The following is a 14146-nucleotide window of genomic DNA, read 5'->3' as shown; positions in this document are numbered from 1 at the left end:
TGTGTCGGGAAACTGGAGCGACTGCTGATGATCGGACTGGTGCTTGTCACCCATGGCAAGCTGGCGGAGGAATTCCGTCACGCCCTTGAACATGTTGTCGGTCCGCAAAAGGCCATCGAGACGGTCTGCATCGGCCCCGAGGACGACATGGACCAGCGTCGCCAGGACATCCTGGAGGCCGTCAACCGGGCCGACCAGGGCCATGGCGTGATCATCCTCACCGACATGTTCGGCGGCACCCCGTCGAACCTTGCGATCTCCGTGATGACCGGCGAGGGCATCGAGGTGATCGCCGGCGTGAACCTGCCCATGCTGATCAAGCTCGCCGGCATCCGCGGCGAGAACAACATGGAAAAGGCGCTGATCGACGCGTCGGAAGCCGGCCGCAAATATATCAACGTGGCAAGCCGCGTGCTGAGCGGCAAGTAAGGTCTCCCGCCGCCCATGACCGTCTCGAAAGAGCTCCTCATCATCAACAAGCGCGGCCTGCACGCCCGCGCCTCGGCCAAGTTCGTCCAGACCGTCGACGGCTACGACGCGGAAGTGACCGTCTCCAAGGACGGCATGACGGTGGGCGGCACCTCGATCATGGGCCTGATGATGCTGGCCGCCAGCCCCGGCTGCAGCGTGCTCGTCACCGCGACGGGCAGCCAGGCGCGCGAGGTGCTCGACGCGCTGGACGCGCTCATCGCCGACCGCTTCGGCGAGGAAATGTAAACCACCCGCCGACATAAGGATATAAAGACTTCTTTATGTCCGGTTGCTCCAGTCGCCGTTTCCTGATAGGAAGCGCCATCACGACTGGAGATTTTTGATGACCACCACGCAGGACTACCACGTCGCCGATATCGGGCTCGCCGATTTCGGCCGCAAGGAAATTCAGATCGCCGAGACGGAAATGCCGGGCCTGATGGCCTGCCGCGAAGAGTTCGGCGCATCCAAGCCTCTCAAGGGCGCGCGCATCACCGGCTCGCTGCACATGACCATCCAGACCGCCGTCCTCATCGAGACGCTGGTCGCGCTCGGCGCCGACGTCCGCTGGGCCTCGTGCAACATCTTCTCCACGCAGGACCACGCCGCCGCCGCCATCGCCGCCGCCGGCATTCCGGTCTATGCCGTCAAGGGCGAAAGCCTCACCGAATACTGGCAGTATACGGACAAGATCTTCCAGTGGGCTGACGGCGGCCTTTCCAACATGATCCTCGACGACGGCGGCGACGCCACCATGTACATCCTGCTCGGCGCCCGCGCCGAAGCCGGCGAGAACGTGCTGACGAATCCCGGTTCGGAAGAAGAGGAAATCCTCTTCGCGCAGATCAGGAAGCGCCTTGCCGCCTCCCCGGGCTGGTTCACGAAGCAGCGCGACGCGATCAAGGGCGTTACGGAAGAGACGACCACCGGCGTCAACCGTCTCTACCAGCTCCAGCAGAAGGGCCTGCTGCCCTTCCCGGCGATCAACGTCAACGACAGCGTCACCAAGTCGAAGTTCGACAACAAGTACGGCTGCAAGGAATCGCTGGTCGACGGCATCCGCCGCGGCACCGACGTGATGATGGCCGGCAAGGTCGCCGTCGTCTGCGGCTACGGCGACGTGGGCAAGGGCTCTGCCGCATCGCTCCGCGGTGCCGGCGCCCGCGTCAAGGTCACGGAAATCGACCCGATCTGCGCCCTGCAGGCCGCGATGGACGGCTTCGAAGTGGTGCAGATCGAGGACGTCGTCTCCAGCGCCGACATCTTCATCACCACCACCGGCAACAAGGACGTCATCCGCATCGAGCACATGCGCGAGATGAAGGACATGGCGATCGTCGGCAATATCGGCCACTTCGACAACGAGATCCAGGTCGCCGCGCTCCGCAATTTCAAGTGGACGAACATCAAGCCGCAGGTCGACATGATCGAGTTCCCGAAGGGCAACCGCATGATCCTGCTCTCGGAAGGCCGCCTGCTCAACCTCGGCAACGCGACCGGCCACCCGTCCTTCGTCATGTCCGCCTCGTTCTCGAACCAGGTGCTGGCCCAGATCGAGCTCTACACCAAGGGCGAGAACTACCAGAACGAAGTCTACATCCTGCCCAAGCAGCTCGACGAGAAGGTCGCGCGCCTGCATCTCGCCAAGCTCGGCGCCCGCCTCACGGAACTTTCCGAGGAGCAGGCCGGCTATATCGGCGTGACGCCGCAGGGTCCGTTCAAGGCCGAGCACTACAGGTACTGATCCTTACCCGGATTATCCACAACATCTAGAGGCGGCGCGCTTGACAAGGCGCGCCGCCTCTTTTTTGCCCCCGTCCCTTCCCGACGATTCGTGAAACAAGTATCGTTTAAGGCGTTGATTCGGCGTGGAGATGCGGACCTTGCGCGCCGGATTGGGATGTCTTGTCGATCAGGCGGCAAACGGACGGAGACATACCGGGGATGATGGCGGAACAGAAACGAGGCCGTTCCGGGCAGGCTTTCAGCCTGCCGGGGCGGGATACGGCGCATAGACTTGCGCCGCAAAATGCAAATATGGTTAACGGCTGGCTGACGGGCCGCGGCAGGCGCATCCTTGCGGCCGGCTCGGCGCTGGCATCGCTTGCCCTTGCCGGCCCGGCGCATGCCGCCGGCCATCTCGCCACCACGGAGATCGTCACCGGATCCATGATGCTCGGCGTCCTGTCGGCGGCGATGATCTCGGCGCTCTGGATGATCCGCCAGCGCGGCCGCATGGAGGCCGAGCACCGCGAGCTGCGCGCGCACCTTTCCGACGCGCGCCACACCGTTTCCCGCCTGCAGGCGCTGATCGGCGACAAGAACCGCCGCATCGTCATGTGGGACGGCCTTTCCGGCAAGCCGGAATTCCTGGGCCAGTTGCCGCCGGAAACCGGCGCGCCGCAGGCCGACCGCGATTTCCTTGCCTTCGGCCGCTGGCTGAAGCCGGCCTCCGCCAGCGAGATCGAGCGCGCCGTCGAAAAACTGCGCTCGCAGGCCCAGAGCTTCGACCTCGTCGTGGAAACCACCCGCGAGGAGGTGCTGGAAGCGCAGGGCCGCGTTTCGGGCGGGCAGGCCTTCGTGCGCTTCGTGGCGCTCAACAATCTGCGCGCGGAAGCCGCCGAGCTGAAGCTGGAGCGCGACCGGCTGGTCGCCGCGCTGACGACCCTGCAGGGCCTGCTCGACCAGATCGACCTGCCCGTCTGGCAGCGCGCCGCCGACGGCTCGCTCGCCTGGGTGAACGAAGCCTATGCCGAGGCCGTCGAGGCGAGGGACGCGGCGGGCGCGGTCACCGAAGGCCGCGAGCTGCTGCCAACCATCGCGCGTGAAAGGATCCGCTCAACCGCCACCTACGACACGCCGTTCCGCGACAAGGTCTCGACCGTCGTGCACGGCAACCGCAGCTTCTTCGACGTGGTGGACGCCCGCAGCACGACGGGCTCCGCCGGCATCGCCGTCAACGTCTCCGATGTCGAGGCGGTGCGCGAGGAACTGGCGCGCACGCTGAAGAGCCACGCCGAAACGCTCGACCATCTCGCGACGCCCGTCGCGATCTTCGATGGCGACCAGCGCCTGCAATTCTACAACCAGGCCTTCCAGACCATGTGGGAGGTCGACACGGCCTTCCTCGAAGGCAAGCCCGGCAACGGCGAGCTGCTCGATCGCCTGCGCGCCGCCGGCAAGCTGCCGGAGCAGCTCAACTGGAAGCAGTGGAAGGAAACCGCGCTTTCCGTCTACCGCGCCATCGATACGCAGACCGACCTCTGGCACCTGCCGAACGGCCAGACGCTGCGCGTCTTCGCCACCGCCCGCCCGCAGGGCGGCGCCACCTGGGTCTTCGAGAACCTGACGGAAAAGGTCGATCTCGAGACGCGCTACAACACGCTGGTGCAGGTGCAGGACGAGACGATCGATCACCTCGCCGAAGGCGTCGCGGTGTTCAGCCCTGACGGGCGCATCCGCCTCTCCAACCCGGCCTTCCGGGCGCTGTGGGGCATCAGCGAGGCCGAGGCGAAGTCCGGCACGCATATCCGCGCCATCGAGCAGGCCTGCGCGCCGTCCTACGACAAGCCTGACGGCTGGAAGCGCTTCGCGCACATCATCACCAGCTTCGACGACGAGCGCCCCTCCTGCCAGGGCGTGCTGGAGCTGCGCACCGGCCTCATCCTCGACTTCGCGGTCATTCCGCTCTCCAACGCGCAGACGATGCTGACCTTCGTCAACGTCACCGACAGCGTGCGCGTCAGCCGGGCGCTGACCGAGAAGAACGAGGCGCTGCGCAAGGCGGATGCCCTGAAGAACGATTTCGTGCAGCACGTCTCCTACGAGCTGCGCTCGCCGCTGACCAACATCATCGGCTTCGCCGACCTCCTGAAGACGCCGACCATGGGCGACCTCAACGACCGGCAGGCCGAATATGTCGACCATATCGCGACCTCCTCGGCGGTGCTGCTGACCATCGTCAACGACATCCTCGACCTTGCGACCGTCGATGCCGGCATCATGGAGCTCGACTATACCGAGATCAACCTGACGGACCTCATCGACGACGTGTCGATGCAGTTCGCCGACCGGCTGCACGACGCGCAGGTGACGCTGGAGATCACCGCGCCCGACAATCTCGGCACAATCGTCGCCGACCAGCAGCGGCTCAAGCAGATCCTCATCAAGCTGCTCGGCAATGCCGCGAATTTCGCGCCGGCCGGCAGCGCCATCGGCTTCCGCTGCTGGCGCGAGGGCAGCGACCTCGTCTTCACGGTCTCCGACCGGGGGCCGGGCATTCCGCAGGACGTGCTGAAGACCGTGTTCAACCGCTTCGAGAGCCATGGCCGCCATGGCGGGGCAGGCCTCGGCCTTTCCATCGTGGAGAGTTTCGTCAGCCTGCACCACGGCACCGTCAAGATCGACAGCCACGAGGGCCGCGGCACGGACGTCACCGTGCGTATTCCCTCGGCGACGATGACCTCGTTCGCGGCAGCGGAATAGGCGCATGGCGCTCGACATCTTCCTTGCCGACGAAGCCGCGACCATCCGCTTCGGCGAGGACATGGCGATTGCGTTGAAGCGCGGCGACTGTGTCGCGCTCTCCGGCGATCTCGGCGCCGGCAAGTCGACCTTCTCGCGCGCGGTGATCCGCGCCATCGCGGACGATGCCTTTCTGGAGGTACCGAGCCCGACCTTCACGCTGGTGCAGAGCTACGATCTCAGGCTCCCCGTCGCCCATTTCGACCTCTACCGCATCGCGGATGCCGCCGAGATCGACGAACTCGGCTTCGACGAGGCACTTGCCGACGGCATCTGCCTCGTCGAATGGCCGGAAAAGGGCGAAGGCGCCCTGCCCGCCGACGGTATCACCCTCACCTTCACGCATGAAGGCGAGGGCCGGCGCGTCGTCATCGACGGCCCGGCACCGGCGCTTGCCCGCATCGGGCGCTCCCTCGCCATCCGCGCCTTCCTCGACGAAGCCGGCTACCGGGATGCCGCCCGCCGGCACCTGACGGGCGATGCCTCCGTGCGTGCCTATGAGCATGTCACGTCCGGCGGCACGCGCTATGTGCTGATGGACGCGCCGCGCCACACGCCCGGCCCGATCCTCGCCCATGGCAAATATTACCAGCAGATCGCCCATATCGCCGAGGACGTGAAGCCGTTCATCGCGGTCGGCCGGCACCTCGTTTCCCGCGGTCTTCGCGCGCCCGCCATCTACGAGGCGGATATCGAACAAGGCATCCTCTTGATCGAGGACCTCGGCAGCGAGGGCGTTCTCGATGCGGAGGGCGCGCCGATCGCGGAGCGCTATCTGGAGAGCGCCGCCTGCCTTGCGCATATGCACGGGCAGGTTTTTGCGCGCGATCTGCCGGTTGCCGATGGCATCGTCCATCGGGTACCGGATTTCGACCGGGACGCCATGCAGATCGAGGTGAGCCTCCTCACCGACTGGTATCTGCCCTGGAAACGGGGCACGCCGGCGAGCGAGGATGAGCGCCAAGAGTACATCGCCATATGGGACGGGCTGATCGCCAGCCTTTCGGCGGCCGAGCACAATCTCCTGCTGCGCGACTTCCATTCGCCGAACATCATCTGGCGGCCGGAGGCGGCAGGCATCGACCGGGTCGGCATCATCGATTTCCAGGATGCGATGATCGGCCCCTCGGCCTATGATGTCGCCTCGCTGGTGCAGGACGCCCGCGTCGATATTCCCGATGACCTCGCGGACGGCATGCTGGCCCGCTACCTCTCGCTGCGCGAGGAACAGGGCGGCTTCGACCGGCAGCGCTTCCTGCGCGACTGGCACGTCATGGCGGCGCAGCGCAATTGCAAGCTAGTCGGCATCTGGGTGCGGCTGATGCAGCGCGACGGCAAGCCCGCCTATATGCGCCACATGCCGCGCACCTTCCGTTATCTGACGCAGGCGCTTTCCCATCCCGACCTCGCCCCCTTGCGCGTCTGGTGCGAAAAGGCTGGAATCCTCGCGACCGAATCATAGCGCGAGTGCCCCGATGAAGATCGAAGACGCCATGGTGCTGGCCGCCGGCCTTGGAACGCGCCTGCGCCCCATCACCGACACCATGCCGAAACCGCTGGTGCCGATCGCCGGCAAGCCGATGATCGACTACGGGCTGGATGCGCTGGCCGAAGCGGGCGTGAAGCGCGCCGTCGTCAACGTGCATCATTTCGCCGACCAGATGACGGCGCATCTCGCCAGCCGGACGGTGCCGGAGATCATCCTTTCCGACGAAACGGACCGGCTGATGAATTCCGGCGGCGGGCTTGCGAAGGGTCTGAAGCTGCTCGGCCGCGAACCCGTGCTCGTCATGAACGCCGATCTCTTCTGGATCGGCGAAAAATCCGACCAGAAGACCAATCTCCAGCGGCTCGCGGAAAGCTTCGATCCCGAGACCATGGACATCCTCATGCTCTGCGTGAAGCTGGAGGACACGACCGGGCACAACGGCAAGAAGGACTTTTCGCTCGATATGGAAGGCCGCCTCACCCGCTACCGGGAAGGCAGCGGCACGCCCGTCGTCTATGCCGGCGCGCTCGCGCTGATGCCGGCGCTGCTCGACGATGCGCCCAGTGACGCCTTCAACCTCAACATCTATTTCGACCGCGCCATCGAAGCGGGCCGGCTGCGCGGCATCATGCTGGAAGGCCACTGGATCACGGTGGGCACGCCCGAGGCCATCGGCGCGGCGGAGGCCGTGATCGGCGCCTTCCGCGAGGCGGCGGCATGAGGGCCGCAGGGCCGCAGGGGATCGCGCCCCTTGATAAGCCTGCCGGCACCCCGGCGAGGAGAAGGACAAGATTGCAAGCCTCTCGTTTTCCCTTCTCCCCTGCGGGGAGACGGTGGCCCGCAGGGTCGGATGAGGGGGGAGGCGCGGCCGCGGCCTCTTCGAACCGGTGGCAATCATGACGACGCGCGCGGGCGGCCGCATCTATTCGATCCTGGCGAGCCTGCCCTTCCTGAAGACGGTCGCGCAAAGCCTCGTCGACGGGCGGCTCGTTCCCGGCTTCACCTACGATCCCGCCGATCCGCTGGCGCTGGCCGACGTCACCATCTATGTGCCGACCCGGCGCTCGGCCCGCGTCATCCGCTCGGAATTCGTCGATCTCTTCGGCGGGCGCTCGGCCATCCTGCCCACCATCCGGGCGCTCGGCGAGACGGACGACGACAGCGGCTTCTTCGACGAGGTGGCCCCCGCCCTTCTCGACATGGCCGAGCCGCTTTCCGGCCCGACGCGGCTTCTCGAACTCGCCCGCCTCGTCCTTGCCTGGCGCAACCGGCTGCCGGCCGCCGTCACGTCCGTCCATGCCGACAGCCCGCTCGTCGCCCCCGCAAGCCCGGCGGACGCCGTGTGGCTTGCCCGCAACCTAGCCGAGATCATCGACGCGATGGAGACGGAGGAGCTCGACTGGTCGGCGCTGGAGAATCTCGACACTTCCAACCATGCGCTCTGGTGGCAGCTCACCGCCGAATTCCTGAAGATCGCCAGCGATTTCTGGCCGGCGCGGCTGACGGAGCTGAACCGCTCCTCGCCCTCCCTCCGGCGCAATGCGACGCTCCACGCCGAGACGGAGCGCTATCGCCATTCCCCGCCCAGCGGCCCCGTCATCATTGCCGGCTCGACGGGCTCCATCCCCGCGACGGCCGGGCTGATCGCCGCCGTCGCAGAGCTGCCGAACGGCGTCGTCATCCTGCCGGGGCTCGACCGCTTCATGTCGGACACGGAATGGATGCTGGTCGGCCGGCAGGACGGCGCCCAGAAGCCGGACGCCGCCTCCCGCAGCCATCCGCAATACGGCCTCCACCGGCTGCTCGCCCGCATGGGCTGCACGCGCGCCGATGTGGAAACGCTGGGCGCACCGCCCGAAATGCTGGAATACCGCACGAAAATCCTCTCCAGCGCCTTCCTGCCGACACAGGCGACGGCCGGCTGGGGCGAGGTCCGCGGCACGCTGGATGCCGGCCGGATGGCGCAAGCGTTCCGCGACGTGTCGCTCGTGGAAGCCGCGAACGAACGCGAGGAGGCGCTGGCCATCGCCATCGCGCTGCGGCTCGCGCTGGAGGACAGCGAGGAGGCGCAGGCGGCACTGATCACGCCGGACCGCAAGCTCGGCCGGCGCGTCGCTGCGGAACTCGCCCGCTTCGGCATCGAGGCGGACGATTCGGCCGGCACGCCGCTGCTCTCCACGCCGCAAGGAACGCTGCTGCGCCTCCTCACGGAGGCGGCGCTACGGCCCGGCGATCCGGTGCCGCTGGTTGCCCTCCTGAAACACCCCCTCGCCCACTTCGGCCTTGCCGAAGCCGCGATGCGCGCGGCCGTAACCGCACTGGAATTGACGGCGCTGCGCGGCGGCACGGCGGAGATCGACATTTCCACGCTGGAACCGCTGCTGGAGGCCGCCATCGCGCAGCAGGCAGGGGATCGGCACCCACCTTTCTGGCGCACAGCGCTGCCGGCGGAAGCCCTTCCGCTGGCTCGTGACCTTGCGCGCCGGATCGCCGACGCGGTCGAGCCGCTGACCGGCCTCCTCGTACAGCAAAGCCGGACAGGGCGGCGCTTCTCCTCGAAGCTGCCGCTCTCCGACTGGGCGGAGCGGACCGGGCGGGCGCTGGAGGCGGTGGTGGCGGACGCGCGCGGCGACCTTGCCGCGCTCTGGTCGGGCGAGGCCGGCGACAGCCTTGCGAACCTCCTGAAAAGCGTCATCGAGACGGACGGGCAGATCGAGGCCGACGGGCCGCAATGGTGCGATATCATCGAGGCGCTGGCGACGAGCGAGAGCGTCAAGCCGCGCTCCATGCGCCATCCGCGCGTGTTCATCTTCGGTGCGCTCGAATCGCGCCTGCAAAGCGTCGATACCGTCGTGATCGGCGGGCTCAACGAGGGCACCTGGCCGGGACAGGCGGCGAACGATGCCTTCCTCTCCCGCATCATGAAGGTGGAGATCGGGCTGGAACCACCGGAGCGGCGCATCGGCCAACTCGGCCACGACCTGCAAATGGCCGCCGGCGCACCGAAACTCATCCTGACGCGGGCGCTGCGCAACGGCACCGCCCCCACCGTCGCCTCGCGCTGGCTGCAACGGCTGCTCGCCGTTGGTGGCCCCGCCCTCGCCGGCGACCTGCGCGCGCGCGGCAAAAGCTTCATCGACTGGGCGAATGCGGTGGACAGGAGCGCGCCGGTGCCGAATGCCCCGCGCCCGGCGCCGCGGCCGCCTGCGGAGTTGCAGCCGAAGAAATATTCCTTCAGCCAGATCGGCCGGCTGCGGCGCGACCCCTACGCGATCTATGCCCAGCATATCCTCCGGCTCGATCCCATCGCGCCGTTCAATCTCGATCCCGGCCCGGCCGAGCGCGGCTCGCTCTATCACCGGATCGTCGACCGCTTCGTGCGGGAGGAGGCAACCGGCGAACCGCTTGCGCTGATAAGCCGGATTCTCAAGGAGGAATTTGATGCGGTCGCCCTGCCGCCGCATATCGACGCTGTCTGGCGGCCGCGCTTCGCCGCCGTCGCCCGCGCTTTCGTGGACTGGCACTTGAAGCGGGCAGGCAGCGTGCGGGAAAGCCTGACGGAAGTGCCGGCCTCGCTCGACCTCGCGCTGAGCGGCGTGCGGCTCACCGGCATTGCCGACCGCATCGACATCCTGCCTGACGGCAGCGCCGATCTTCTCGACTACAAGACCGGCAGCACGCCTTCCCTGAAGGTGGCGCGCGCGCTGCTCGACCCGCAGCTCGCGCTGGAGGCGGCGGCGATCAAGCGTGGGGCGTTTCGTGGCCCCGGTATCCGCGAGCCGGCGAACCTTCTCTATGTCCGCCTCAAACCCGGCGAACGGTTCAAGGAGGAGCAGGTCAACAACGAGCATGCGAAATCCGCCAATGCGACGCCGAAATCGGCATCCGACCTTGCCGAGGAAGCGCTGACGGAGTTGGAGAAGCTGCTGACAGGGCTGATCGCGGGGCGCTACGGCTTCGCCTCGCGGCTGATCCCCGAGCAGGAACGGGACTATGGCGGGGAATACGACCATCTGGCGCGCGTCGCCGAATGGTCGTCCGCCGAAAACAGCGGGGAGGGCGAGGATGCTTGAGGAAGACCGGCCCGTCTCCACCGAGCCCGCCGCCTGGCTGGACTGGACCACGCAGAAACAGGCGATAGCCTCCGATCCGCGCCGCTCGGCCTGGGTCTCGGCCAATGCCGGCTCGGGCAAGACGCATGTGCTGACGCAGCGCGTCATCCGCCTGCTGCTCGCCGGCTGCCGGCCATCGGCCATTCTTTGCCTGACCTATACCAAGGCCGCCGCCTCGGAAATGTCGAACCGCGTCTTCGAGCGGCTGGCGGAATGGGCGACGCTCTCCGACGAGGCGCTCTCCGACCGGGTGGCGGCCATCGAGGGCGAGCGGCCGGACCTCCTCAAGCTCGCCGAGGCGCGGCGGCTCTTCGCCCGCGCGCTGGAAACGCCGGGCGGACTGAAGATCCAGACCATCCACGCCTTCTGCGAGGCGCTGCTGCACCAGTTCCCGCTGGAAGCCAATGTCGCCGGGCATTTTTCCGTGCTCGACGACCGGGCGGCGGCCGTGCTGCTGGCAGATGCGCGACGGACCCTCCTGACCGCGACGGCCAGCGAGGACGACCGGACGCTCGCCGCCGCCTTCGCCACCGTGCTCGACATCGCCGACGATACGGGACTGGAAAAGCTTATCTCCGACATCGTCGCCAGCCGCGGGCCGATCCGCGAATTCCTCGAAGCCACTGAAAAGGCCGGCGGTGCGGAGGCGGTGCTTCGCCGGGAAATCGGGCTGGCGCCGGACGAGACGGCGGAGGACATCCTTGCCGCCTTCTGGCCGCTCGACGGCTTGCAGGGCACGATGCTGGAAAGCTACCTCGCCGCTGCCGAAGCGCTCGGCAGCGAGACGGTGAAGGCTTCCGCCGCCGGATTGCGCGGCGTCGCGCGGCTGACGGATGCCGAGGCGCGGCGGGCGGCGCTGCACGACCTCTTCTTCACCGGCACCGGCACGCCGCGCAGCCTGGAGCGCTCGTTCTTCTCCAAGAAGGTAAAGGACAGCGCGCCCCATCTCGAAGCGGCGCTGCAGGCCGCGCAGGCCCATGTGATCGCCTGCGACGACCGGCTGCGGCGCTTGCGCATGTACGAGGCGACGCTTGCCGCGCTCGTCATCGCCGAGCGGCTGATCGGCGACTACGAGGACCTGAAGCGCGCGCGCAGCCTGCTCGATTTCGACGACCTGATCGACCGCACCGCGTCGCTTCTGACGCGCGAGCGGGTGAGCGCCTGGGTGCATTACAAGCTCGACCAGGGCATCGACCATATCCTCGTCGACGAGGCGCAGGATACCAGCCCGCGGCAATGGCAGATCGTGAAGGCGCTGACGGACGATTTCTTCGCCGGCGAAACGGCGCGCATCGCCGGGCGCACGATCTTCGCGGTGGGGGACGAGAAGCAGTCGATCTATTCCTTTCAGGGGGCGCGGCCGGAGCGGTTCGCCGAGGAGGGACGCGAGGTCTCCCGCCGCACGCAGGTTGCGGAGGCGGCGTTCAGCCCGATCCGGCTGCTGCTTTCCTTCCGCTCGACGCGGGACGTGCTTTCGGCGGTCGACCGGGTGTTTCTCGATCCCGCCAATGCGCGCGGGCTGACGCCGGGCGGCGGCGAGATCGTGCATGCCTCCAATCGCGGGCGCGAGCCGGGCGCGGTCGATATCTGGGAGGTGATCGCCGCGCCGCCGGGGCTCGACGAGGAGGACTGGACGGCGCCCTTCGACGCCGTCGCCGAGGAAGCGCCGATCAATGTGCTCGCCCGGCGCATCGCCGATACGCTGGCCGGCTGGATCGGCCGCGAGAGCGTGACGGAAAAGGGCAAGGCGCGGCCGATGGAGGCCGGCGACGTGATCGTGCTGGTGCGCAAGCGCGACGCCTTCGTCAACGCGCTGACCCGCACTCTGAAACAGCGGCACAACCTGCCTGTCGCCGGCGCGGACCGGCTGGTGCTGACGAAGCATATCGCCGTGCAGGACCTGATGGCGCTCGGCCGCTTTGCCGTGCTGCCGGAGGACGATCTTTCGCTGGCGGCGCTCTTGAAGAGCCCGCTGTTCGGGCTCGACGAGGAAACCCTGTTCGAGCTTGCCGCCCGGCGCGGCGGGAAGCAGACGCTCTGGGCGCGGCTTCGCGACGTGGCGGAGACGGATGAGAGGCTGGCGGCGGTCGTTCGCCGGCTCGAAGGCACCATTCGCGATGCGCGCGGCCAGTCCGTGCATGACTTCTATGCGCGCATTCTCGGCGCAGGCGGCGGGCGACGGGCCTTCCTTGCGCGGCTCGGAGCGGAGGCGGGCGAGATCATCGACGAATTCCTGACCTTCGCGCTGGAGCAGGAGGACAACGGCCTGCCGGGCCTGCAGGCCTTCGTCTCGACGCTGGAACTGGAGGCGCCGACCGTCAAGCGCGAGCAGGACAAGGCGCGCGGCGAGATCCGTATCATGACCGTGCATGCGGCCAAGGGGCTGGAGGCGCCGGTCGTCTTCCTCGTCGATGGCGGGGCGAAGGCCTTCAGCCACAGCCACATGCCGCAGCTACGCTTCCTTGCGGCACCAAGCCTTGCCGGCGGCCTGCCGGCCTGGCTGCCGCTGAAGGACCTCGGAAACGCCATGACCGAGGCGGATGCCGAGCGGATCAAGGCGGGGGCGGAGGAGGAATATCGCCGGCTGCTCTATGTGGCGATGACGCGCGCGGCCGACCGGCTCGTCGTCTGCGGCTATCGCGGCCGGCAGGAGAACAAGGATACCTGGCACCCGATGATCGCGGCCGCGCTTTCCGCCGATGACGCGCGTTGCGTGGAAGCCACCTTCGCGACCGTGAGCGAAAGCTGGCAGGGCCTCGCCTGGCGCGAGGCGGGCGCCGCGGCGGTCGGCGAGGTCATCACGACGGCAGCCGAACAGAAGCCGCAGGCGGCGCTGCCAGAGGCGCTGGGACGTTCCCTGCCGCCGCAGAAATCCCTGCCGCGGCCGCTCAGCCCTTCCGGCGCGGCGGCGGTGATCGAGACGGACAAGGCGGACCTCCTGGTGCCCTCGGCGCTGTTCGGCCGGAAGGGCGGCGCTCAGGGGGCCGGGCTCGCGCTGGAGCGCGGGCGCATCCTGCACCGCTTCCTGCAAGTCCTGCCCGCCTTCGAACCTGTGGAGCGCGCGGCGGCGGCGCGGCGCTATCTGGAACGGGCGGCGGCAAACTGGCCGGAAAGCGCACGGACCGCGCTCATCGCGGCGGCGCTGGCCGTCATCGATGACGAAAGCCTTGCGGCGATCTTTTCGCCCGCGGCGCGGGCGGAGGTCTCGATCATGGGCACGCTGGCGCTCGGCAGCCGGGACTATGCCGTCTCGGGGCGTATCGACCGCATGGCGGTGACGGAAAGCGCGGTCGAGATCGTCGATTTCAAGACGAACCGCGTGCCGCCGGGCTCGGTGGACGAGGTTCCGTTCGAGCACCGGGCGCAGCTTGCGATCTACCGCGCGATCCTTTCCCCGCTCTATCCCGGACGGGAAATCCGTTGCGGGCTGATCTACACGGAAGCGGCAAAAACCTACTGGCTGGACGCCGCCCGCATGGAGGCAAGCCTTGCCGAACTTGCCTCGAAGTGAGATACCGAAAAGGACATTCCGCCGTCGGCCGGCCTTGAA

Annotated in this window: 8 protein-coding genes; all 8 read left to right on the top strand. The window is 67.7% G+C overall.

Annotated features, from left to right (window positions below):
* Nucleotides 1-27: 27 nt before the first annotated feature.
* The 8 genes from ACZ1A1_RS15725 (at nucleotide 28) to addA (ending at nucleotide 14107) form a co-directional block, all read left to right on the top strand.
* Complete coding sequence (locus ACZ1A1_RS15725) at nucleotides 28-429, top strand: PTS sugar transporter subunit IIA (protein ID WP_119257979.1); 402 nt, start codon at nucleotides 28-30, stop codon at nucleotides 427-429.
* 15 nt (nucleotides 430-444) lie between these two features.
* Nucleotides 445-717 carry an HPr family phosphocarrier protein gene (locus tag ACZ1A1_RS15720; protein WP_119257978.1) on the top strand — a complete coding sequence of 91 codons (273 nt, stop codon included), beginning with the start codon at nucleotides 445-447 and terminating at the stop codon, nucleotides 715-717.
* 97 nt (nucleotides 718-814) lie between these two features.
* A complete protein-coding gene (gene ahcY, locus ACZ1A1_RS15715; RefSeq protein ID WP_463620619.1) occupies nucleotides 815-2215 on the top strand; it encodes an adenosylhomocysteinase in 1401 nt (466 codons plus the stop codon).
* 293 nt (nucleotides 2216-2508) lie between these two features.
* Nucleotides 2509-4956: a sensor histidine kinase gene (locus tag ACZ1A1_RS15710; protein WP_463620618.1), complete on the top strand. Its 2448-nt coding sequence runs from the start codon at nucleotides 2509-2511 to the stop codon at nucleotides 4954-4956.
* A gap of 4 nt (nucleotides 4957-4960) precedes the next feature.
* Nucleotides 4961-6457: a tRNA (adenosine(37)-N6)-threonylcarbamoyltransferase complex ATPase subunit type 1 TsaE gene (gene tsaE / locus ACZ1A1_RS15705; RefSeq protein WP_463620617.1), complete on the top strand. Its 1497-nt coding sequence runs from the start codon at nucleotides 4961-4963 to the stop codon at nucleotides 6455-6457.
* A 13-nt stretch (nucleotides 6458-6470) separates the two neighbouring features.
* Complete coding sequence (locus ACZ1A1_RS15700; protein ID WP_463620616.1) at nucleotides 6471-7205, top strand: nucleotidyltransferase family protein; 735 nt, start codon at nucleotides 6471-6473, stop codon at nucleotides 7203-7205.
* A 175-nt stretch (nucleotides 7206-7380) separates the two neighbouring features.
* On the top strand, nucleotides 7381-10557 hold the full coding sequence (gene addB / locus ACZ1A1_RS15695) for a double-strand break repair protein AddB (protein WP_463620615.1): 3177 nt from the start codon (nucleotides 7381-7383) through the stop codon (nucleotides 10555-10557).
* Nucleotides 10550-14107 carry a double-strand break repair helicase AddA gene (gene addA / locus ACZ1A1_RS15690; RefSeq protein ID WP_463620614.1) on the top strand — a complete coding sequence of 1186 codons (3558 nt, stop codon included), beginning with the start codon at nucleotides 10550-10552 and terminating at the stop codon, nucleotides 14105-14107. Before addB ends, addA begins: the two co-directional genes overlap by 8 nt.
* Nucleotides 14108-14146 lie beyond the last annotated feature (39 nt).

Source organism: Shinella sp. R2-11 (genome assembly GCF_055330205.1).
This window is presented reverse-complemented; position numbering and strand designations above follow the sequence as displayed.

What these genes read in the sequence shown, in the direction of transcription:
- ACZ1A1_RS15725 (WP_119257979.1), top strand. Translation starts at nt 28, where the DNA reads ATGATCGGACTGGTGCTTGTCACCCATGGCAAGCTGGCGGAGGAATTC.
- ACZ1A1_RS15720 (WP_119257978.1), top strand. Translation starts at nt 445, where the DNA reads ATGACCGTCTCGAAAGAGCTCCTCATCATCAACAAGCGCGGCCTGCAC.
- ahcY (WP_463620619.1), top strand. Translation starts at nt 815, where the DNA reads ATGACCACCACGCAGGACTACCACGTCGCCGATATCGGGCTCGCCGAT.
- ACZ1A1_RS15710 (WP_463620618.1), top strand. Translation starts at nt 2,509, where the DNA reads ATGGTTAACGGCTGGCTGACGGGCCGCGGCAGGCGCATCCTTGCGGCC.
- tsaE (WP_463620617.1), top strand. Translation starts at nt 4,961, where the DNA reads ATGGCGCTCGACATCTTCCTTGCCGACGAAGCCGCGACCATCCGCTTC.
- ACZ1A1_RS15700 (WP_463620616.1), top strand. Translation starts at nt 6,471, where the DNA reads ATGAAGATCGAAGACGCCATGGTGCTGGCCGCCGGCCTTGGAACGCGC.
- addB (WP_463620615.1), top strand. Translation starts at nt 7,381, where the DNA reads ATGACGACGCGCGCGGGCGGCCGCATCTATTCGATCCTGGCGAGCCTG.
- addA (WP_463620614.1), top strand. Translation starts at nt 10,550, where the DNA reads ATGCTTGAGGAAGACCGGCCCGTCTCCACCGAGCCCGCCGCCTGGCTG.